This window comes from Niabella aurantiaca DSM 17617 (assembly GCF_000374125.1).
Classification (GTDB): domain Bacteria; phylum Bacteroidota; class Bacteroidia; order Chitinophagales; family Chitinophagaceae; genus Niabella; species Niabella aurantiaca.
This window is the reverse complement of sequence record NZ_KB893625.1, coordinates 1,026,177-1,046,707: the sequence shown is the minus strand read 5'-3', so window position 1 is coordinate 1,046,707 and position 20,531 is coordinate 1,026,177. Positions and strand designations below refer to the sequence as shown.

Sequence of the window (20,531 nt, the reverse complement as noted above, 5' to 3'; positions counted from 1 at the left end):
CCTCTTAATTCGATCCTATAAATGTAATAGACAGCCGTCAATATAATTTTGTACATTTAGCGCATATCAGGAACTATCAGACACAAATCCTATATGCAGCTAAGAAGATCTTAAAAGAATGACCCTGACACTTATTTTAATCCCTATCATTAGTTTCATTGCTTCCCTTGTACGGTCAACATTAGGTTTTGGTGAATCGCTTGTAGCGGTTCCCCTCTTTCTTCTTTTTCTGCCCGGAGAGATTGCAGTGCCTTTATCGGTCATGTTATCGATCATCATTGCACTTGTAGTAGTGATCCAGGACCATAACAAAATTCATTTCAATAGTGCCAAATGGCTCATCCTTTATGCAATTCCGGGAATACCGGTTGGCATCGTGGTCCTTATTTACGGAAGTGAGGTATTGATCAAGGCAGGTCTGGGGCTGCTTATTATACTTTACGCCCTCTATTCCCTTTTCGGCAACAACAATAAAACACTAAAAGAAGACAACAAAGTCTGGCTTTTTATTTGCGGGCTTTTATCCGGTATATTAGGAGGCGCCTATGGATTGAACGGCCCGCCGTTGGTCGTTTATGGGAACCTGAGGCAATGGAGCGCAAAACATTTCAGGGCCACATTGCAGGCATACTTTCTGCCGGTAAGCCTTTTAAGCGTGATCGGCTATGCTGCCAAAGGCCTTATCACTGCCCAGGTTGGCTCCTATTTTATAATCTCGTTGATCACCACCATCCCGGCGATATTCCTGGGACGTTATTTAAACCACCGGTTAAAGGACGGCTTGTTCTTTAGCTATGTTTACTGGGGGCTTGTTGGTATAGGAATGATCCTGATCATGAGTACACTTACGTAATTCATGAAAAACAGATCATTTTTGCATCGGGCCCGGATCAACTATTCGTTTCCCGGCTTATGGCCGATAACAGAAAACTTTTAACCGGTTTTTTCCCTTTTTTTACCTGTGTACCGATTAAGAAAAAAGTCTCGTTTGCGCAAACCTTTCTATCCGCTCCGGGCGGGACCTGAACCCCGGCTAAAAATCATAACTTATAACAATATGTGTCGAAAAAGTGTCAGGATGCGGTGACGGCTTCCTTTGATGGAGGTACCCGGCCCTTACTGTTTTTAAATGCACCAGGCAGCCGGTATATGATTCAGGTTTATGCGGACGTAGAAAAAGCGGATCCACAATAAAGTCGATCCGCTCCGGCTTTCCAATGGCTTCTCTATAAAAACGACAGGTTTATAACCGGAGTTTGATTCCCCCGTTCACCACAAAGCCGTCCAATGGCGCATAAATATCCCGGAATACCGGGTTATCGATCGCTCCGGTATAGATACTGCCAAACCGGGTCTGACGGGTATCCGTAAAGTTTTCGAAGTTCACAAACAGCGAAAACGTTTCCCAAAGCTTCTCTGCCATAAAACCGGTGATCCAATAAGGCTTTCCGCTGGTAGCGTCGCTCAATTGCTGCTTGCTGTAATAGTACGCTTCCAGGCCCAATTTCCATTTATCCTCCACTTCATACATCAGCACATTATTCAGCCGGTGCCGGGCTGTTAAAGGAAGCCATTCCTTTGCCCCGGAAAAATGTGTATTGGCATCGGTGTACGTATAGCCCACAAACAATTTAAAATCACCGTAGGTAAATCTTAAATTGGTTTCCATCCCCTTCGTATCCAGGTAACCGGATGAATTTTTAAGCGCTATAGTCCCATCGCCTTCGGTTATCAGTACCAACGGGCGGCGCAGCTTTGTATAAAAGAACAGGTGGTTCAGGCTTACCCCCACCGCTCCAATGGAAGTGCGGTAGTTGATGTCCCAGTTGCCGCCAACGGACCGTTCATTTCCGGCATTGCGGACATCTACCGGCAGCAGGTCCCGGAATTGCATCCGTTCTGCCTCTTCCGTAAAAATGGTCGGCGTTTTATACCCATAACCACCTCCGATTCGCGTGGTAAGTGCAGGCGCAATCTTAAACATAGCAGACAGGCGGGGCAGCAGCTCAAACCCGTAGCTGGTTATATAATCACCGCGCACACCGGTTTCCAGCACCAACAGGTCCGAGACCGTCCAGGCATTTTGCGCAAACACCCCGTAAGTTATGTAAGCATAGTTCCTCAAGGGAAAATCGGTCTGCTTGCGCTCTTTCAGATCTTCCGTCAAAACATTCGCTCCAATTACCCAGTCAGCCTTTTCTCCTGACCGGTTCCAGGTCAGTTCAGAAAAGGAGGATTGCTGCAGACCATCAAACTGGTAATCAGGGATAGCGATCAGCCGGTCGAAGCGGCTATAACTGTTCTTTAACTGTAGGGTTGAATTTTCAGAAAGTTTATGAGCAATGTCCAGCTGGGTAGTGATCCGGTCAGTGTTGTTCTTTTCAAAAAACCCGGGGGCTCCATTTTTGATATAGTCCATACTTCCCCCGGTGCGGTCTTCTGTAATATAGGTAACTCCAAAATTAGCGGTCGTTCTTTTTCCATACAGGAATAAACGCGGGTTGATGGTATAACGCTCAAATTTGGGAATAGCGGATAGCCCAATGTCGGCCGGATCATACGCCTTATTACTATTCCGGGAAGCAAATACAGTTATACCTGCTTTTCCATAACGCTGGCTGTAAAAACCACTTAGGTCAAGCCCACCGGCAGTAGTCCCGTTCGCCAGGAAATTCAACTCCCGATGCTCCCCCGGAGTTTTGGAGATCAGGTTCACCAGTCCGGCTATAGCCCCTCCGCCATAAAGCGTAGATGCAGATCCTTTGATCACTTCTACCTGCTTCAGATCCAGGGGAGCGATCTGCAACAAGGAAAGACCGCCTGAAAACCCGGAATACAGCGGATAACCATCCCTCAGCATTTGAGTATAACGGCCGTCCAGCCCCTGTATTCTTATACCGGAATTAAACGACGTGGCCGAGGTTTGCTGGGTCTGGATACCCGTGCTTTCATTCAGCATCATCCGTATATCGCCCGGTTTCATATTGCTCTTTTCTTCCAGCTCTTCGCCGGATATCACTTCTGTGCGGGTGGGTGTATTGGCAATGGTGCGACTGATACGGGTGCTGGTTACCACCACCTCTTCCTCGTCTTCATGCCCCTCCTCATCATGTTCCAGCAGTACTTCATTCCCGGCGGCATCTGCTTGTGGAAGTGTGATAGTGATTTTCTCATCTTTAAAACCTACAAAGCTTACGATAACAACATAGCTGCCATCAGGAAGATTTTCAATAGTCACCCGTCCGGAGCTATCCGCTATTGCTGATTTCCTGGGTATTTCAATGACAACGGTTGCACCCGGCAGCGGGCTTTTATCTTCTTTATTTTTAACGGATAGTGTCAAGTTATTTTGAGCATACGATACATAAGCACATAGCATTACTATGCTCAGAAATAATAATTTCTTCATTTTATTATAGTAAAATAAAAATTAGTAAATAGGATTACAGTTATTAAAAAAAAACTGCTTACACCCTGGGAGGCTGGAAAAGACGGGCGTGATAGTCTGACCGGATTCTGATATAAAAATCAGGATAGGCCTGCACGATATGCGCCGCCGGCAGAGCCAAAGCGGTATTTGCCGGGCTGATCACACAACCGTGATATACCGAACAAATTGAAAAAGGCGAACAATTGCTGCAATCATTGTGCTTTGCCGGGCGAGAAGATTGCTCCGTTGCGTGCACATCCTCACATCCATCCAGGACGGAGCAAGGCAGCATACTGCTGAACAATACAAAAAGGATCAATATATAACCGAAGCACTTTTTCAAGATCCGCAAATTTAATGCAATGGCGGCTTCAAAGCAGAAGAATTTGCTTCCGGCTCCGGAAATTCCCGCATTGGCCCGGAATATCGTTTATACGAATCGAATATCTCAGGATCAGGCCCCACTACGCGTGGATCCTGTGTTTTGGTTAATTCCTGCATCAGCGCTCTTTTTAACCGGCCTTGTATAGCTGTATAAGTTCTTTTACCATATAGGTTTTTTAAACAATCAGGATCTGAAGCAATATGATAAAGTTCAAACTCCGGCCTTTTGGCTATCGCCCATTCAAAAAACGGACGAATATCTTTGTTATTCATGTGCTCTACGGTAAATGACTTTGTAGGCGAGTTATCTATATCTGTAAAGGCCCATTCAGAATGATAAATACCTTTGTTGTCGATACCATATTTGGGCAACAATCTGTCTTTATGAACCGGATCCACGCGTTGCGGATCACCGGCCGGCCATCGCCCGGGCTTCATATTCCAAACGAGCAGAAATTCTTTGTTCCGTATAACTCTCTGAGGATATCCCCAATTAAGATAACGGGATGCTGAATGTCTTTCGCGACCCGAATAAACATACCTTCTCATTGTGTCCACAATTCCCTGTTTCCGTTCTTTAAGAATATTTAAAATACTTTTCCCGGTCATCGGTCTCATTCCTTTCGAAGAGGTAGCCGTTAATTCGAGAATCGTCGGAGCAATATCAACAAAGCTTACAGGATCATCAACAACCCTTCCCCCAGGGAACATTTTTGGAAACCAGACCGCAAAAGGGATATGAATACCATATTCATACCCGTTTGCTTTAGCTCTTGGAAATGCCATCCCGTTGTCGGATGTTACCATCACAATCGTATTTTCAAGCTCACCTTTTTCCCGGAGGTATTCCAGCATCTGTTGCAGATGAAAATCAAACCATTCAATTTCCAGGGCATAATCAAGTAAATCACCTCTGACAATTCCATTATCCGGCAAAAATGCAGGTACTTTAACATCTTTCAGCCGCTTTCCATTCCGGCGCCATGAATCTTTTTCAAATCCCCGATGCGGCTCTAAAGCTCCATACCAAAAAAAGAAAGGTTGGCCGTCCTTCTTCTTTTTCAGAAAATCCTTAAAATTCTCAAAATAGTTAATATTACTGATCCCTTTAGCAGGACGTATATCTGAAACATCACCTGCTTTATACTTTATAGTATTGAAAGATCTTCCGGCCGCGTTTTGTGTCCTCCACATTGAATCTTTTTTATTCCTGGCATACTGGAACGGGTCAACGCCTTTACCGGTGTAGCCCGTATAATATCCGCTTTTATCCAACAGATCAACAAACGGTACGTACGCTTTCATCCAACTTGATGCATGCTGTCCGGACTGTTCATTCTGCCAGGGATAACGGCCAGTGACAATTGACCCGCGGGAAGGGGCACATCCCGGCGATGCTGCAATACAATTTGCAAAAAAAATGCCTTCCTTGGCAATTTGATCAAACGCCGGCGTTTTTATAAACCCACAACCGGCAAAACTGGTGCTATAATAACTTTGATCATCGCTGATTGCGAACAGTATATTAGGTCTTTTTTTCTGCAGCGGCTTCATATCATTGGCAGCCGATAGTTTAATAGCGAACCAAAAAGGCAATGACAATACTATTAATCTTTTCATATTTGACATTTAGAACAACCATAAAATTATACAATACTTTCAGGCAAGACCTTTTAAATTCTGCTTTTTTTCAACTTATCCGGGCATTTCAAACCGATCTGATTTCTCGGATAATTGCTTTTCTGCCGGTATCATACAGAGACAAAAGAAATGAAAATCCAGGACACTCTTTGTTCATTCTCTTGTCGAATCATTTCAATAGTATACGCCCGGATTGAACAATGATTGTAAGGAATGCCCATTTCTCCGGGAAAATTTTATAACAAGCGGAGCGCTTACACATAAATAACGCCGTCAGGCAATTCGGGACGGGTCTGTAAAAATGCCCCAGGCAAATGAGTAAAACACCCTCATGTTGTCACGATTGCACCTTATATACCTACCGTATCCGCTTTAATTTTGGAATCAAATAACAAACAAAATGAGAAAGATCAGAATTTTCGAACATATCTCGCTGGACGGCGTGATTGAACATGATGGGAACTATACCTATGGTGCATGGACGACACCTTATCGAAGCCCGGCCGGGGCGGCTATGCTCTTTGAGGCATACGGGTCCAACTTCGACCTGCTGCTTGCCCGCCACACCTACGACATATTCAGCGCTTTTTGGCCGACTGCCGGAGATTTCCCAATGGCAAATGCAATAAACGCAGCAACGAAATATATTGTAACCCACAGGCCGGACAGCCTGGAATGGGGTCCGGTAAAGCATCTGAGCGGGGAGGTTGTAAAAGCAATTCGCGATCTCGGGTCAACGGACGGCTCCGACCTGATCGTTGTAGGCAGTTCGACGCTGACCTCCGTTCTGCTTGACCAGGGACTGGCCGACGAGGTTGTGCTCATCACTTACCCGGTCCTGCTTGGCCGTGGTAAACGTTTATTTTCCGACAGTATTGACGCCAGGGAGCTTGCTTTTGTCGATTCGAAGACAACGCCTACGGGTTTGCTCATCAACACGTATAAGCATCTTGGTTCACTCAAAAAATGATCTTTCTCTCAACCGGTACAGGCAATACCTGTACCGGTTGGGAAAATGCTTTAAAAAGGGACCGCCTCTTCAGCTTTCTTATATGTCTGCCCGCTCCGGCTGCGCCGGCCAATATTAAAACAACAAGGCTTCGTTCAATAAAAATTATACCTTATACCATCGGCCAATCGGTCCGGTATTCCTGCTCACCAACGATCCGCAGGGCCAGGCGGAGTTTATACCCGATATCAGACAGGATGCTTTTACGCCGGAGATCAATGTCGTCGGTTTACGCCGGGCAAAGGATAACAAAAAGCTGGAAAAATTCATCGGGCACCCATACAGCGCAAGTTTGACCGGTTGTTCTTTCTCATCAATGGCCGGATGACGTCGATCGAAGGCAAGATCTGGAAGAGTAATATTACCATGGCATCCGGGAGCACAAACGACTGGTCGCTCCCCTACTTTGAAAAGAGCTATGAGGAGGCCATCAAAGCTGTTGGAGGTGTAAAGATTTTTGATGGTAAAATTTCGCAGGAAGAATATGACCGTTACCATAACGAAGCAACCTGCCTGGGTGAAGAAGGCTCCATCGGTTACACCGGGCAAAATATAAAAGTTTATGTGATCCACCGGGCAGATGGTGCCGACATATACATTCAGCTGGCCGGGTATAGTGCCGGCGGCTATGTCAATATTCTGCAGAAAGAACCGTTTAAGCAGACCATTACGCTGCTTCAATCAGACCAGATCGAAAAAGAACTGGCCGAAAAAGGAAAAGCGATCCTCTATATCAATTTTGATGTAGATAAAGCAACGTTGAAACCGGATGGAAAAGACGCTGTAAAGGAGATCACAAAAGCGCTGAACCATGATCAGACGTTAAAGCTGAGCATTGAAAGACATACAGATAATACCGGTAGCCCCGTCCACAATAAGGAACTTTCAGAAGGCCGGGCCAATACGGTAAAGGCCGAATTAACCGCTTCCGGCATCGATGCTTCCCGGTTAAAAGCGGTTGGCTATGGTGCAGAAAAACCTTTGGTTGAAAATAATTCGGAAGAGCACAAAGCAAAGAACCGGCGCGTCGGCCTGGTGAAAACCGCTTCGTAACGGGCACCACAGCAGGTACCAATCCGCCCCCCGGGATCACGCACGCCCTGCTGCGTGCGCGCCTGCCGGTTGTGTCAAAAGCAAAGCGATATGCTTACCTTGCAGCCAAAACAGCAAGCTGCAGCGCAAGATCATTCATATCGACATGGACGCCTTTTATGCTTCGGTGGAGCAGCGTGACTTTCCGGAATACCGCGACAAGCCGGTTGTGGTTGGAGGACCGCCGGAAGGGCGCGGCGGTGTGGTGGCCACTGCAAGCTACGAGGCCCGGGAATACGGCATCCGGTCGGCCATGTCTTCTAAGACCGCCCAACGGCTTTGCCCGCATGCCCTTTTTGTTTTTCCCCGGTTTGATGTGTACCGGTCCGTGTCCCGGCAGATACACGATATCTTTCATCGCTATACGGACAGCATAGAACCTTTATCGCTGGACGAAGCCTATCTGGATGTAACGGCAGACAAGCGGGGCATCGGCTATGCCCTGGAAATTGCAAAAGAGATCAGGCTGGCGATAAAAGAAGAGCTGGCACTGACCGCATCGGCAGGTGTATCTGTGAACAAATTTGTAGCCAAGATCGCTTCCGGCATGCAGAAACCGGATGGTCTTACATTTATCGGCCCTTCCAAAATAGAAGCTTTTATGGAACAGCTGCCGGTTGAAAAGTTTCATGGAGTGGGCAAGGTCACTGCCGGCAAGATGAAGAACATGGGACTTCATTCGGGCGCCGATCTGAAAAAACTTTCAGAAGCTGCACTTGTCCAACATTTCGGAAAACCAGGAAAATTCTATTACCAGATCGTACGCGGGATCGATGAACGACCGGTAGAATCCGACAGGGAAACAAAATCCGTTAGTGTGGAAGATACCTACCAGGAAGACCTGACCACAAAGGAAGCCATGCTCGGGGAGCTGGAATTGCTGACGGAAAAGCTGGCAGAACGCCTCTCCGGCTATGGCTTAAAGGGGCGGACCGTAACGGTCAAATTTAAATTTCATGATTTCATCATCAGCACCCGCAGTCACTCGCTGGTAACCTCCTTTAACGATCACAGCCGTTTGTATGACACGGTACGGATCATTATGGACAAGACCGATCTTACCGGCAAAAAAGTACGCCTGTTAGGTGTTGGACTATCTAATTTTGATTCGTCCGGCGGGCAGTCGGGTCCTCAGCAGGGCGGCAACCAGCTACGGCTTTTTTGATCGCAGCATTCCCTTCCCGTGACGTCGTCTCCCGAAGAGGACATCCGGGCTCCTCTTTCCTGGTCCCTTACAGGAGAATCTTATGGTACAAAACCCGAACCTTTTTATGATAGGTTTGCAAAAATTGGCAATGATAACAAAAGACAACTGGATACTATTATGAAATTTTAGCGATTACCTGGTCTCTGCGGCTGAATAATGTGCCGCTTACTTCAATTGCCGCTATGCCTAAATCTCCCATCCAGTCATGTAGCAAATCATTCACCTGGCTTCTGAGTTTTGGTTGATCTGACCGATGCACGGATATCAAATCCGGTTCCTCAATAGGAACAAACACAAGAAGGTCGATTCCTGCAATGATCGTTTGAGCTGTGTCAAATAATGATTCAATATTCTTGCCTGGATCAATAACATGCAGATAGGCCAATATATCAATGACACATCTGTCAAATATCACCTTGCTTTCACTTTTGGAAACCAGTTTGACCGAATAATTAAACTGTTCAAGAAAATCCTCTGCCGTAGGGATTTCTGAAAATTCATATCCCGATTCTTCTAATTGATAATACGGCTCCATTTCGAGTGCATATCCGGAAAGGTTCTCCAGAAGTTCTTCTGCCAATGTCGTTTTACCAACCTTATGGGCACCAACTATCGCTATTCTCATATTTCGATTCGATTTGCGGATATGGCAAAAATAAAAAAAGGCCTGCCCTGAAAAGAGCTGGCCGTTGCTAACCTATGAAAAACACCAGGTGCAAGTTACATAAATTAAATTAAAAAGAAAAAGATTAATTTTATCCGGTGCATAATATTTTTATTTCTGAGGTAGCGCATGAGGACACATGCCACCGCCGGCCGGCCCGGTTTATGTCCTCACGGATCAGAAAAATGTTATCTCCCCGGCTTATCCGGTTTATAAACCCCGGTAACCTACCCGTTTATATTCTTTTTTTCCTCATGACCACCGGCTCCTCCTGCAGAAAGGTGATCCACCCCCGGTTTGAGGCAGACCCTTCGCCACCAGCCGTCATCGAAGCAACGCTTTCGGACCGGAAAGACTCCGCCGCCGTTCTCATTTCCGGAACACTGGCCATTTACGCCCCCAATGTGTATGCAGGAAAAGACGGCGCTGCGGTTTCGATCACCCCCGAGGGCAGCCTTCCTGTATTGCTCAATGGCTTTAAGAACGGAAGGTATGGCGGGCATATCACTACCCGCACCGGGCAATATTATACCTTAACCGTGCAAATGGATGGCGCAACCTACACAGCCACTTCCCCAATGCCCGCAAAAGTCATATTCGATTCCCTGTTCATTACACGCCGGACCGTTTTGGGAAGGGAACTCCGTATACCTACCGTCACTTTTTCAGATCCGCGCGGGACAGAAAACTATTACCGGTTTATTCTATCGGTAGATGGGTTTGAAAGCACCAATATTTTTATTGAAACCGACCGGCTGTTTAATGGAAATAAAATGACGCTGGAGCTCCTGGACCTGTTTACCGACAGCAGCTCCCCCACTTTTGTCGATCAGTACGACCAGGTCATTGTTGAAATGCAATGCATTAACAAGCAGACCTATGACTATTTATACCAGCTGAAAGAAAGCGCGCTGGGACAGGGAAACACCGTAAATCCCGGTAATCCCCAGTCCAACCTGACCGGGGGCGCACTGGGGTATTTCAGCGTACACACCTCAGAGACCAAAAAAACATTCGCGGAATAGCCCGCTCCCTCGTGCAGCCGGTAATTCATTACATTTGGATCCTGTTACAGAAAATCAATTACAGTCTAAAACAGCATTTATGGAGATCCGGCAGATACAGCCCGGCGAAGCTTTCCTCGTCATCCACCTCTTTGACCAGTACCGCGTATTTTACAGGCAGGCCTCAGACATTTCGCGGGCCCGCCAGTTCATAGAGGCCCGTCTCCATAACAATGAGTCGGTCATTTTTGTGGCATTTGCAGACATTACAGGCAAAAAACAACCGGTAGGCTTTACCCAGCTCTACCCCACTTATTCTTCCGTAAGAACCACAAAGAACTGGATATTGAACGACCTGTTCGTTCAGGAAGCCTTTCGTAAAAACGGCGTCGGGGAAGCGCTGATCCGTAAAGCAATGCAGTTTGCCACGGCAGCCGGTGCCCGGTTCCTTCAATTGGAGACCGCCACAGACAACTTTACCGCCCAAAAACTGTATGAGCGCATCGGGTTTCGGCAACAGCCGCCGGATATGGACTTCCTCGTGTACCGCTGTCCGCTCATTTCATAAAGGCAAAACACGCCGCGCCCTGTTGGTCATTTGCCGGATTGCGGTTACCTTTACGAAAACGATCATCTCATGTCACTACTCAATCAGAAGAGTCAAAAAGATAAAAAAAATAAAGACAAAAAAGGCGGTGCTGCAGCGGCCACCAATTCTAAATTCATCCAGAAGCCCAAAAGCGCCGGTTTCGTAAGCAAACAGCAGAATACCGGCTCACAACGGGGGAGCTGATCAGCTGATCGTTAATCAAATTGTTCCAGTATCCTGAAATGCTTACGGGAAGCACGGAGGAACGCCTTCCCTTTCCGGAACGACCAGTAAGGAATACCCTGCCGGTAGTTATACCGGCTGATGAGGAACAGGGTCTTCCAGTGGTGCAGGATCACTTTATAAGCCGCGCCCAGCCGCATATTGCAGTCATAAATATGATTGGGTTCTGCTCCTGCGCCATTAAATTCCAGTACCATAAAGTTTTTTCCTGCCTTGAGGTCTTCGACCGAGGCCGCTTTTATATCATAGCGCCCGTAAAAAAAACTTTCATTATAATGGCTGAGCCGGTCAAATACGCCCAATAGCTGGTCGTCGATCTCGGCATGCAGGTTGGTAAACCGGGCTCCGCGGTTATGATTGCCGGCATAGGACAGATAAAACACTTCCTGATCCGGCAACACACGGTCGTAACGGTGCTGGTGCCGGTGTTCCATCTCCTCAAGCCGGTACCGGGCCCGGGGATGTTGCCCGATCAGTTCTTTCAATGTACTTTTGCCATCGCCCTTCACCTGCAGTAACTCCTTGTGAATAAAGCCGGAAACGACCCCCTTCTCCTGCCAGGGATAACGGTAATAAAATACGCTCACTTCGACCGGGTAGTCGATCTTGGCCTGTGCAATATACTCTACCGGCATCCGGTCGTGGTACTTTTTCAGCTGCTGCTCATTCTCAATGACCCGGAACAGGATTCCCTTCATCCCCACATCCGGTTTCACCACAAAGGGGTATTGCAGACCGGACAACCGTATCTTGGTCAGCACCCTTTCAAACGGGATCCCGTTGCGGATATAAATGGTCAGGGGGATCACCTCAGAAGGAAGCTGATCATACATTTCCTTTTTGCCCTCCCCCTCAAAGCCGCCAAAAGCGATGGTAGGATTGCTGGGTGTAAAGAACCAAAAGGACCGGCTGCGCAAACAGTACCAAAGCCAAACGGGGCTGATCGGAGCATACAGCACATTAAAGTTCCACAACTCCCAGGTAGCGATCCTCTTAAAAAAATTCCTTACACTCATTATAAAATATCGGCAAATATAAGGGTATCTCATCCCCGGTAGGGAATTCTGAATATACAATCTGAAACAGCGGCTGCTCCAGGTTGCCGGTTTCAGGTTTAAAGTTCCAGGGGCCGGTCCCGTTTGACAGCCGGTGTCAGTTACTATTTATGCATTTTCAAATCTCAAATAACATCTACGGTCTGATATCTAACATTCCCTCCGTACCTTCGTGCTCAATTGAACTGATAGAAGAATGAGTATTGTTACTGTAGCAGAGCTGTTTGCACGGGGAGAAACTCCTGAAGTACTATTCTGGGTGGGTTGTGCCGGAAGTTTTGATCAGCGGGCCCAGCGCATTACGCGGGCTTTTGCAACCATGCTCGACAAAACGGGCATTAAATACGCCATCCTGGGCAAAGAAGAAATGTGCACTGGCGACCCGGTGCGGCGCGCCGGAAACGAATTCATGTTCCAGATGATGGCCTACCAGAATATTCAGATATTGAATGGCTACGAGATAAAAAAGATCGTTACCGCCTGCCCGCATTGCTTCAACACCCTTAAAAATGAGTACCCTGCGCTGGGAGGAAACTATGAGGTTATCCATCATACCACTTTTTTGCAGCAGCTGATCGAAGAAGGAAGGATCAAACTGAAAGAAGGAGGGTCCTTTAAAGGCAAAAAGATTACCTATCACGACAGCTGTTACCTGGGCCGGGCCAATGATATCTATGAAGCACCGCGAAAAGTGCTGGAAATGCTGGACGCCGAGCTGGTAGAGATGAAACGCTGCCGCAGCAAGGGTCTGTGCTGCGGGGCCGGAGGTGCGCAGATGTTCAAGGAAGAAGAAAAAGGCTCTACCCGTGTAAACCTGGACCGGAGCAGGGAAGCGATCGAGACCGGCGCGTCAGTGATCGCCGCGGCCTGTCCGTTCTGCAATACAATGATGACCGATGGCGTTAAGAATGCTGAAAAAGAAGACACCGTGCAGGTGCTGGACATTGCCGAGATCATTGCCCGTGAAATGGAATAGGCCGTTACCGGAAATCGATACTATGATTACAAATATTTCAAAAATCACTATCTGCGCCACACCACAATGGATCTGGAAGGCCCTTAGGTTGCCGGGGTTGGTAAAAAAGCAATACGGAAACGGGCCGGTAACCGAATGGAAGCCCGGCAGCCCCATCCGTTTTGCCGCAAAATGGCTGAAACAGGTTTTTGGACAAAGGGGCACCCGGTCTTTGCCCCCGGGCCATGCAGGAACCGCTCCCAAAGCAGAGCGTCCGTTTTACTGGCCCTTAAAAAAATAGCAGCACTGAACTAAACGGGCCCTTTCCCCGTTATACCCGGAAACAGACAAAACAATGAATTTAGCATACACACATCTTTTAGATCCCGGCTTTTCCCCCTACTCCAGGGTCTGGGTGTACCAATCCAGCCGGTTATTGACCCTTTCCGAAGCCCTGGAAGCAGAAGAACTGATCGGGGAGTTCACCCGCTCCTGGATGAGCCACAGCGATGATGTAAAAGCGGAGGGCCACCTGTTCTTCGGACAATTCGTTGTGCTGATCGCTGATGAAACACAGATAAAAGTAAGCGGCTGCAGCACAGATAGTTCCGTACGCTTTATCAAAAAGCTGGGTGAAACCTTCCAGGTAGACTTTTTCAACCGTCAGAACCTGGCTTTTGTAAAAGAAAACAAAATTGAGGTGGTACCGCTGGCACAGGTGCCCTACGCGCTGCAACACGGGATACTCACACCGGATACCCCTTATTTTAACAACCTGGTATTGAACAAATCGGAGCTGGAAAACGACTGGATCATCCCGGTCAAAAACAGCTGGCTGGCAAAAAAAGCGGGGCTTACCACCTGAGCCGCAACCACGCCCCCGGCGGCCCGAATTGGTAAAAAATGAACAATGCTTATATTTGTTCCTCAAAACATTAAATAAGGAAACTGAATATGTCCAAAGAGATTGAAGATTTTGATGCCGACCTGAGCGGGGCTGGTCAGGATAAAGATAAAGCGGGCTGGTTCAAAAGAATCAAAAAAGGTATTCTTACTAAAACATCCGAAAAGCGGGAAACGCAGGAGGGACTTTGGACAAAGTGCCCTGAATGTAACTATATTTCCACGCAGACCGAGCTGAAGGAACAGCAGTATGTGTGTCCGAAATGCGGATACCACCATCGGATCAGCAGTCTCCAGTATTACGATATCCTGTTCGACAACCAGGAATACACAGAGCTGTTTACCAATATCCGCGGCCGGGATTTTCTGGGCTTTACCGACCTGAAGCCCTATAAGAAACGGCTGGAAGATTTCTGGAGCAATACCAATATGGACGATTCCATGCGGGTGGCCGTGGGTAAGGCGGAAGGCGAAGGACTGGTGGTGGCCGCTATGGATTTTGCATTCATCGGCGGCTCTCTGGGCAGTGTGGCGGGTGAAAAATTTGCACGTGCCGTGGATCACTGCATTCAGCACCGGCTTCCTTTTATGTGTATTTGCAAAAGCGGAGGCGCCCGCATGATGGAAAGCGCTTTTTCCCTGATGCAGCTGGCCAAGACCAGCGGTAAGCTTTCGCAGCTTACGGACGCGCAGCTTCCTTATATCTCCTTTTTGACCGATCCTTCGTTCGGAGGCATCACCGCATCTTTCGGAATGCTGGGCGACCTGAACATCGCCGAGCCCGGCGCACTGATCGGCTTTGCCGGGCCGCGTGTCATCAAGGAAACGATCAAAAAAGACCTCCCGGAAGGATTCCAGCGCAGTGAATTTCTATTGGAGCATGGGTTCCTCGATTTTATTGTAAACCGGAAAGACCTGAAGCATAAACTGGCCGTTGTGCTCCGGCATTTCCGGAATTAATTTGTATGGTCCCCACTTTCCTGCAAATGGCAGCGCACTTTTGTGCACCAGTGCATAGCGGCCTGGATCGGCGGTCCCATATATTTCAACCTTTCAACCCTTAATCCATTCAACTTTTAAACTTTAAAACTTCAACATCTTTTGTCCAACCAGGTATCCATAAAAAACCGTTCGGCATACTACGAATATTTCATCGATGCCACCTACCTGGCCGGCATGGCTCTTTTGGGCACAGAAGTAAAATCGCTGCGTGAAGGCAAGGCCAGTTTTAACGACAGTTACTGCATCGTGCACCAGGGCGAAATATGGCTCAAAAGCCTCCACATCTCCCCCTACTCGCATGGCACGGTAAACAATCACAACCCGGACCGCGACCGCAAGCTCCTGTTACAAAAACGGGAGATAAAAAAAATCCAGGCCAAATTAAAAGAGAAAGGCTATACCCTCATTCCCCTGCGCATTTACCGGAACGAGAACCAGCTTTTTAAGATCGAGATCGGGCTTGCCAAAGGCAAAAAATTATACGACAAACGGGAAAGCATCAAAAAGCGGGATGTAGAAAGAGATCTGAAAAAATACCTGTAGCGACCTGTTCGGTTTTTAAAACCGAACAGGTCGCTATCCTTCCGGAGAACCTTCTTCCGCTCCCGGTATTACCGCGATCCGGCTCATGGTATGCAAGCCATCATCAATAAGATGCGCAAGACCGGGCCGGGGGCCTTTTAACCGCTGTAAATGATCCTCAATTTGTTTTTGTTCATCCCTGCAGATGTTGCGGTCTTTTAGCAGCTCTAAGATCTCCAACGCACAGAGCCAGTCATCCACAGGCATCCTGCGGAGCTTGTTCCAGACCTCCGGCAGCCGCTCCGGCCCAGCTTTGCCTTCGCGCACGTCCCGTACCTGCTGGTACAACCGGTGCAGGGCCAGCGTTCCGGTACTGTATTTTGAACGTGGCATTTCTTTGGGTACAACGGTTACCTGTTCATAAGCGTCCTTATCTGCAGCGCCGGAAAAAACCGAAACGATTGCCGCACCTACCCCCATATCATAAATGCCCCATTCGGGCTGGAACAGCTGCCGGGCCGTAATCCGGTCGATCACCGTGCAGGACGAAAACCGGATCAGGATGATCTTGCCGTCCCGCAGAACGACCGCCTCTACCTTTCCATGCACTTCAATTCCATTACGAAACAGCAGGCTTGCATTTTTGCCGGTTTCAATACCCGCGTTCTTCAGATCATCGAGGGTAAAATCTTCCAGCGGCAGGTCATGATCCCGCAGTTTCCCCACCGGCGACCCAAACCCACGGGCGTGATCTTTTTTACCATGTCCCTCCAGCTGCCGGCCGTTAAACGCCAGTGCAGTGGGGCCGCCGGTGGCCATATAAGCACCGTCACCAATACCGGTTTCAACAAAAACACCCGATACCTGCAATCCCGAACGATATACGGCCGTACATAACAGCCCGCTGTCGATCGCCTTTTGCAGCCCATACATCCCTCCTCTCCTCCAGGCAAGCGTATCTGCAAATTCGTCCAGCACCTGCACCAGGTTCTGAAAATCGGGGGTCACAAACAATTGCGGCTGAGGCTTTGTAATATCGTAGGGATAGTGTACCGCATCAATGGTATAGTTCAATTTTTTTACGGAGGGGCTCATACAGGTAACGCTTTCCCCGATGGAAGACAATAAACCGGCACCATAGATCTTATAGTGCTCCAGGCTGCCGATCAGGCCATATTCCACCGTCCACCAGTGCAGGCGGGCCAGCAGGGCCATTTCAGAAGGAACACCCATATCGCCCTGGATGAAGGAAAGCGCCTCCTCTGCCCGCCGGATCTCTTTTGCAGAAGTTCCTGCCAGTTCCTTTAAAACAGCCAGTTTTCGGATGGCGGCAAATAATTCATGATCCCGTTTGGAGCTCATCGCTTTTGTTCCTACCTCCCCTGTAAACTGCAGGTAAGCGGCATACTCCGGCTCTCCGATAATAGGAGCATGCCCCGCCGACTCGTGAATGATATCCGGTGCGGGTGTGTATTCGATATGTTCGATCTGACGGATATCCGCCGCAATGATCAGCACACGGTAGGCCTGAAACTCCATAAAAGCCTGGGAAGGAATAAAGCCGTTCACTGTAACCGCGCCCCAGCCGATCTGTTTCAGATGATCGTTCATCGTTTGCAGATCCGGTATGTATTCAATACTAAGCCCGGCCCTTTTTAAACCCGGTATATACGGATAATAGGCCACATCCCTGAGGTAGCTGTAATGCTGCCGCATCACATACCGCCATACCGCATGGTCCACGGGGGTATAATGCCCGTAATGCTGGGCTACGATGTATTGTTTTAAATGATGGGGCAGGGTATCAATGATCGGGTTGTTATAATTCTCCATCCCGCAAAAATACAAATTTAAACAAACGATCGTAAGTTTATTACTATAACAGGAATCGAATTTTGAAATGTGCGTATTGAGATGGACATTCTTACTCGAAGGTATACAGCTTTCAGCGATCAGCCATTAGCATTCAGCATTGATTCCGGAACTGCGAAATGCCCATCGAGCAGCAAACAGGAACCCAAACGTCAAACTTCAAACCTAAACCGTTCCTTCTCCTGCCATCTTCAGGATCAGCTCCCACTCCTCCGGTTTCACGGTCTGTACCGACAGGCGTCCCAGGCGCACCAGGTCCATATCCTTCAACCGGGGCAGCTCCTTTAACGCAGCAAGCGGTACGGTTTTCTTAAATTTTTTATACGGGGCCACTTCCACTGCTACCCAACGCTCATCCGTGGTGGTCGGGTCCTGAAAGGCTTCTTTCACAATTTTCGCGATGCCTACGATCTCTACTCCCTCGTTACTGTGATAAAAAAAAGCAAGATCCCCTTTTTTCATAGCGCGCAGGTTCAGGCGCGCAGCGTAGTTGCGTACGCCGTCCCACACCGTTTTTTTGTCTTTTACCAACTGATCGTAACTGTATTTAAAGGGTTCTGATTTTATAAGCCAATAAGCCATAGAAATGTAGAATTTAAAATATAGAATGTAGAATGTACTGCTTAAATGTAAAATATAAAAATGAGGATGCTGCCAATTGCGGTTTGAAGTTGTATTTTTATGATTTATAAAAATAACGAACAATCAGGAATCCGCAACATCAAATAAGCATCTGGGAGCAGGAAGCTTTTTATGCACCGCAGGACATCATCATCATCGGCGGGGGCTTTACCGGTTTGTGGACGGCCATCTACCTGCGGCAGAAATTTCCTTCAAAAAAGATCCTCGTAGCCGAACGGGGCATTACCCCCGCCGGTGCATCAACACGCAATGCCGGGTTTGCCTGTTTCGGGAGCCCCACAGAGATCCTATCGGATATCGAAACGATGGGAAAGGAAAAAGCATTGCAGCTCTTAACGATGCGTTTTGAAGGCCTGCGCACCATCCAGAAGGTCTTTGCCAACGGTGCGGTCGATTTTACCGTTTGCAAAGGCTATGAACTGCTGGATGATATACAGGTGCTGGAGCGCCTTCCGTTGCTGAATGAGTGGCTGTACGATCTTACGGGAACCCCGGCCACCTTTTGCCAGCAGGATGAACAACTCCCCGATTTTGGTTTTGCCAACATCACCCACCTGGTGGAAAACCGGTTTGAAGGCAGCCTGCACCCGGGCAAGCTCGTAAACGCGCTGCACCAGCTTGCCGTAAAAATGGGGGTCCGCTTTCTTTGGTCTACGGAGATACGCGCGGTTGAAGAAGGAAACAATGGTGTAAAACTGACTACAGTTCACGGTCCCAACCTGATAGCAGAACGCCTGGTCTATTGCACCAACGCCTTCAGCCACCGCTTGTTGCCAAAAGTGGATCTGGTACCCGCAAGAGGCCAGGTGTTGCTTACCGAGCCGGTACCAGGATTAAAATTCACCGGCACGTTCCATTACCAGGAGGGCTATTATTATTTCCGCAACCTGAACGACCGTATTTTGCTGGGTGGTGCACGCAATACCTCCTTCCAGACAGAATATACGTTGGAGCAATTCACTACCCTGCCCATACAGCAGGCGCTGGAAGCATTTTTATACACGATGATCATCCCCGGGCAGCGACCGGCCATTACCCATCGCTGGGCAGGCATCATGGCCATGGGAAAGGAAAAAATGCCGGTGGTGGAGCAGCTTTCAGACCGTTCATTCTGTGCCCTGCGCATGAGCGGTATGGGGGTAGCCCTCGCACCTTCCGTTGGAAGAAAAATTGCCGGCATGATGGAATAGCATTTATTGTTGTTTCAGGTTTGAAGTTCAAAGTTTCATGTTAGATCCGTGTTTATACTTAATGAACTTTCTTTGGATTTGAAGTTTACGGTAAAAAGCCGGATCCCCTATTCCCACATTTTCATATTTTCACATTTTCAAATTCTCAAATTTCCACATTCTTTACCACATGAAATTCGGACAAGTAAGCAATCCCGGCTCCATCGACTTTACACTTCCTGCAGACCATCCGGATACGGCAAGGATACTGCTGGCAGCAAAGAAGCAGCCCGACTTTGAAGTTTATGTGGGCTGTGCTAAATGGAACCGCACCGACCTTAAAGGGTTTTATCCCCGCGGCACAAAAGACGAACTAAAATATTATGCCACTCAGTTCAATGCCATCGAGCTGAACGCCACATTTTATAAAATGCCCGACTGGAAACAGGTGGAGACCTGGAAAGATAAAACTCCGGAAGGGTTCCGGTTCTTTCCAAAGCTGACCAATACCATCAGCCATTATAAACGTTTGATCGACGTGCAAAAAGAAGTAACACTGTTCTGCGATGCCATCAGCAATTTTGAAGACCGGCTGGGAATGGCCTTTCTGCAGCTGCATGATAATTTTAAACCGGAACATTTTAATCGCCTCGCAACCATGCTGCAGCAATTTCCCCCGGGGATCCCACTGGGAGTGGAAGTACGGAATGAAGCATGGTTTGCCAACCAACATATCAATGATCCATACTGCACATTGCTGGAAAAACGAGGCATGGCCAATATTATTGTAGACACTGCCGGCCGGCGGGACATGCTCCACATGCGGCTTACCGCCCCGGTCGCCTTTGTGCGGTATGTAGGCGCCAACCATCCTACCGACGTGGAGCGGCTGAACGGCTGGGTCAAAAGGATCAAAAAATGGCGGAGTGAAGGATTGCAGAAACTGTATTTTTTTGTACACCAGAATGTGGAACTGGAGTCGCCGCTGCTGGCAGCGCATTTCACCCGCGCGATGAACAAAACATTTGGGCTCTCTTTAAAAATACCGGATAAGGCAGGCGAACAGGGCGCGTTGTTTTAAAGAAATAACAATAAACCGCAAGGGTTAGCGCAGGGATCGCAAGGTTATTTAATACGATAGTGAAATT

Annotated in this window: 20 protein-coding genes; 14 read left to right on the top strand and 6 right to left on the bottom strand. The window is 48.0% G+C overall.

From position 1 onward, the window contains the following. The first annotated feature begins 118 nt into the window (after window positions 1-118). Window positions 119-853 carry a sulfite exporter TauE/SafE family protein gene (locus tag B160_RS0104410; protein WP_018626668.1) on the top strand — a complete coding sequence of 245 codons (735 nt, stop codon included), beginning with the start codon at window positions 119-121 and terminating at the stop codon, window positions 851-853. A 390-nt stretch (window positions 854-1,243) separates the two neighbouring features. On the opposite strand, the gene B160_RS0104400 is transcribed toward B160_RS0104410, so the two are convergent. Together B160_RS0104400 and B160_RS28415 are read right to left on the bottom strand one after the other, a co-directional pair. Continuing rightward, a complete protein-coding gene (locus B160_RS0104400) occupies window positions 1,244-3,409 on the bottom strand; it encodes a TonB-dependent receptor (RefSeq protein ID WP_018626665.1) in 2,166 nt (721 codons plus the stop codon). A gap of 375 nt (window positions 3,410-3,784) precedes the next feature. After that, a complete protein-coding gene (locus B160_RS28415; RefSeq protein ID WP_018626663.1) occupies window positions 3,785-5,368 on the bottom strand; it encodes a sulfatase family protein in 1,584 nt (527 codons plus the stop codon). 487 nt (window positions 5,369-5,855) lie between these two features. Here B160_RS28415 and B160_RS0104385 point away from each other — a divergent pair, with 487 nt between their 5' ends. The 3 genes from B160_RS0104385 (at window position 5,856) to dinB (ending at window position 8,721) form a co-directional block, all read left to right on the top strand. After that, window positions 5,856-6,425, top strand: coding sequence for a dihydrofolate reductase family protein (locus B160_RS0104385; RefSeq protein ID WP_018626662.1), 570 nt, complete (start codon window positions 5,856-5,858; stop codon window positions 6,423-6,425). Between the two features lie 363 nt (window positions 6,426-6,788). Next, window positions 6,789-7,517: an OmpA family protein gene (locus B160_RS28410; RefSeq protein ID WP_018626660.1), complete on the top strand. Its 729-nt coding sequence runs from the start codon at window positions 6,789-6,791 to the stop codon at window positions 7,515-7,517. Window positions 7,518-7,605: 88 nt separating this feature from the next. Continuing rightward, complete coding sequence (dinB, locus tag B160_RS0104370; protein ID WP_281163358.1) at window positions 7,606-8,721, top strand: DNA polymerase IV; 1,116 nt, start codon at window positions 7,606-7,608, stop codon at window positions 8,719-8,721. A 157-nt stretch (window positions 8,722-8,878) separates the two neighbouring features. Here the strand turns inward: dinB and B160_RS0104365 are convergent, their stop codons facing one another. Continuing rightward, window positions 8,879-9,388 carry an AAA family ATPase gene (locus tag B160_RS0104365; RefSeq protein ID WP_018626658.1) on the bottom strand — a complete coding sequence of 170 codons (510 nt, stop codon included), beginning with the start codon at window positions 9,386-9,388 and terminating at the stop codon, window positions 8,879-8,881. 224 nt (window positions 9,389-9,612) lie between these two features. Here B160_RS0104365 and B160_RS0104360 point away from each other — a divergent pair, with 224 nt between their 5' ends. From B160_RS0104360 to B160_RS31915, 3 genes are all read left to right on the top strand, one after another. Beyond that, window positions 9,613-10,452 (top strand): DUF4249 family protein, encoded by an 840-nt coding sequence (locus B160_RS0104360; protein ID WP_071597001.1) that lies wholly within the window; start codon window positions 9,613-9,615, stop codon window positions 10,450-10,452. 79 nt (window positions 10,453-10,531) lie between these two features. Further along, window positions 10,532-10,999, top strand: coding sequence for a GNAT family N-acetyltransferase (locus B160_RS0104355; protein WP_018626656.1), 468 nt, complete (start codon window positions 10,532-10,534; stop codon window positions 10,997-10,999). A gap of 69 nt (window positions 11,000-11,068) precedes the next feature. Beyond that, a complete protein-coding gene (locus tag B160_RS31915) occupies window positions 11,069-11,224 on the top strand; it encodes a hypothetical protein (RefSeq protein ID WP_018626655.1) in 156 nt (51 codons plus the stop codon). A gap of 11 nt (window positions 11,225-11,235) precedes the next feature. On the opposite strand, the gene B160_RS0104345 is transcribed toward B160_RS31915, so the two are convergent. Further along, window positions 11,236-12,279: a hypothetical protein gene (locus tag B160_RS0104345; RefSeq protein ID WP_018626654.1), complete on the bottom strand. Its 1,044-nt coding sequence runs from the start codon at window positions 12,277-12,279 to the stop codon at window positions 11,236-11,238. A 235-nt stretch (window positions 12,280-12,514) separates the two neighbouring features. Here B160_RS0104345 and B160_RS0104340 point away from each other — a divergent pair, with 235 nt between their 5' ends. The 5 genes from B160_RS0104340 to smpB all read left to right on the top strand — a co-directional run bounded on the left by B160_RS0104340 (window position 12,515) and on the right by smpB (window position 15,721). After that, window positions 12,515-13,294, top strand: a complete 780-nt coding sequence (locus tag B160_RS0104340; protein WP_018626653.1) for a (Fe-S)-binding protein — start codon at window positions 12,515-12,517, stop codon at window positions 13,292-13,294. A gap of 22 nt (window positions 13,295-13,316) precedes the next feature. Further along, complete coding sequence (locus B160_RS28400) at window positions 13,317-13,574, top strand: SRPBCC family protein (RefSeq protein WP_018626652.1); 258 nt, start codon at window positions 13,317-13,319, stop codon at window positions 13,572-13,574. Between the two features lie 54 nt (window positions 13,575-13,628). Further along, complete coding sequence (locus tag B160_RS0104330) at window positions 13,629-14,138, top strand: hypothetical protein (protein WP_018626651.1); 510 nt, start codon at window positions 13,629-13,631, stop codon at window positions 14,136-14,138. An 89-nt stretch (window positions 14,139-14,227) separates the two neighbouring features. After that, window positions 14,228-15,136, top strand: coding sequence for an acetyl-CoA carboxylase, carboxyltransferase subunit beta (gene accD / locus B160_RS0104325; protein ID WP_018626650.1), 909 nt, complete (start codon window positions 14,228-14,230; stop codon window positions 15,134-15,136). 141 nt (window positions 15,137-15,277) lie between these two features. Continuing rightward, window positions 15,278-15,721 (top strand): SsrA-binding protein SmpB, encoded by a 444-nt coding sequence (smpB, locus tag B160_RS0104320; RefSeq protein ID WP_018626649.1) that lies wholly within the window; start codon window positions 15,278-15,280, stop codon window positions 15,719-15,721. Window positions 15,722-15,754: 33 nt separating this feature from the next. On the opposite strand, the gene B160_RS0104315 is transcribed toward smpB, so the two are convergent. Both B160_RS0104315 and B160_RS0104310 read right to left on the bottom strand, forming a co-directional pair. Next, window positions 15,755-17,533 carry an aromatic amino acid hydroxylase gene (locus B160_RS0104315; RefSeq protein WP_018626648.1) on the bottom strand — a complete coding sequence of 593 codons (1,779 nt, stop codon included), beginning with the start codon at window positions 17,531-17,533 and terminating at the stop codon, window positions 15,755-15,757. A 204-nt stretch (window positions 17,534-17,737) separates the two neighbouring features. Next, on the bottom strand, window positions 17,738-18,154 hold the full coding sequence (locus tag B160_RS0104310; RefSeq protein ID WP_018626647.1) for an EVE domain-containing protein: 417 nt from the start codon (window positions 18,152-18,154) through the stop codon (window positions 17,738-17,740). Window positions 18,155-18,276: 122 nt separating this feature from the next. On the opposite strand from B160_RS0104310, the gene B160_RS0104305 reads away from it, so the two are divergent. Both B160_RS0104305 and B160_RS0104300 read left to right on the top strand, forming a co-directional pair. After that, window positions 18,277-19,404: an FAD-dependent oxidoreductase gene (locus B160_RS0104305; protein ID WP_026309517.1), complete on the top strand. Its 1,128-nt coding sequence runs from the start codon at window positions 18,277-18,279 to the stop codon at window positions 19,402-19,404. A gap of 169 nt (window positions 19,405-19,573) precedes the next feature. Next, on the top strand, window positions 19,574-20,464 hold the full coding sequence (locus tag B160_RS0104300) for a DUF72 domain-containing protein (protein WP_018626645.1): 891 nt from the start codon (window positions 19,574-19,576) through the stop codon (window positions 20,462-20,464). Window positions 20,465-20,531 lie beyond the last annotated feature (67 nt).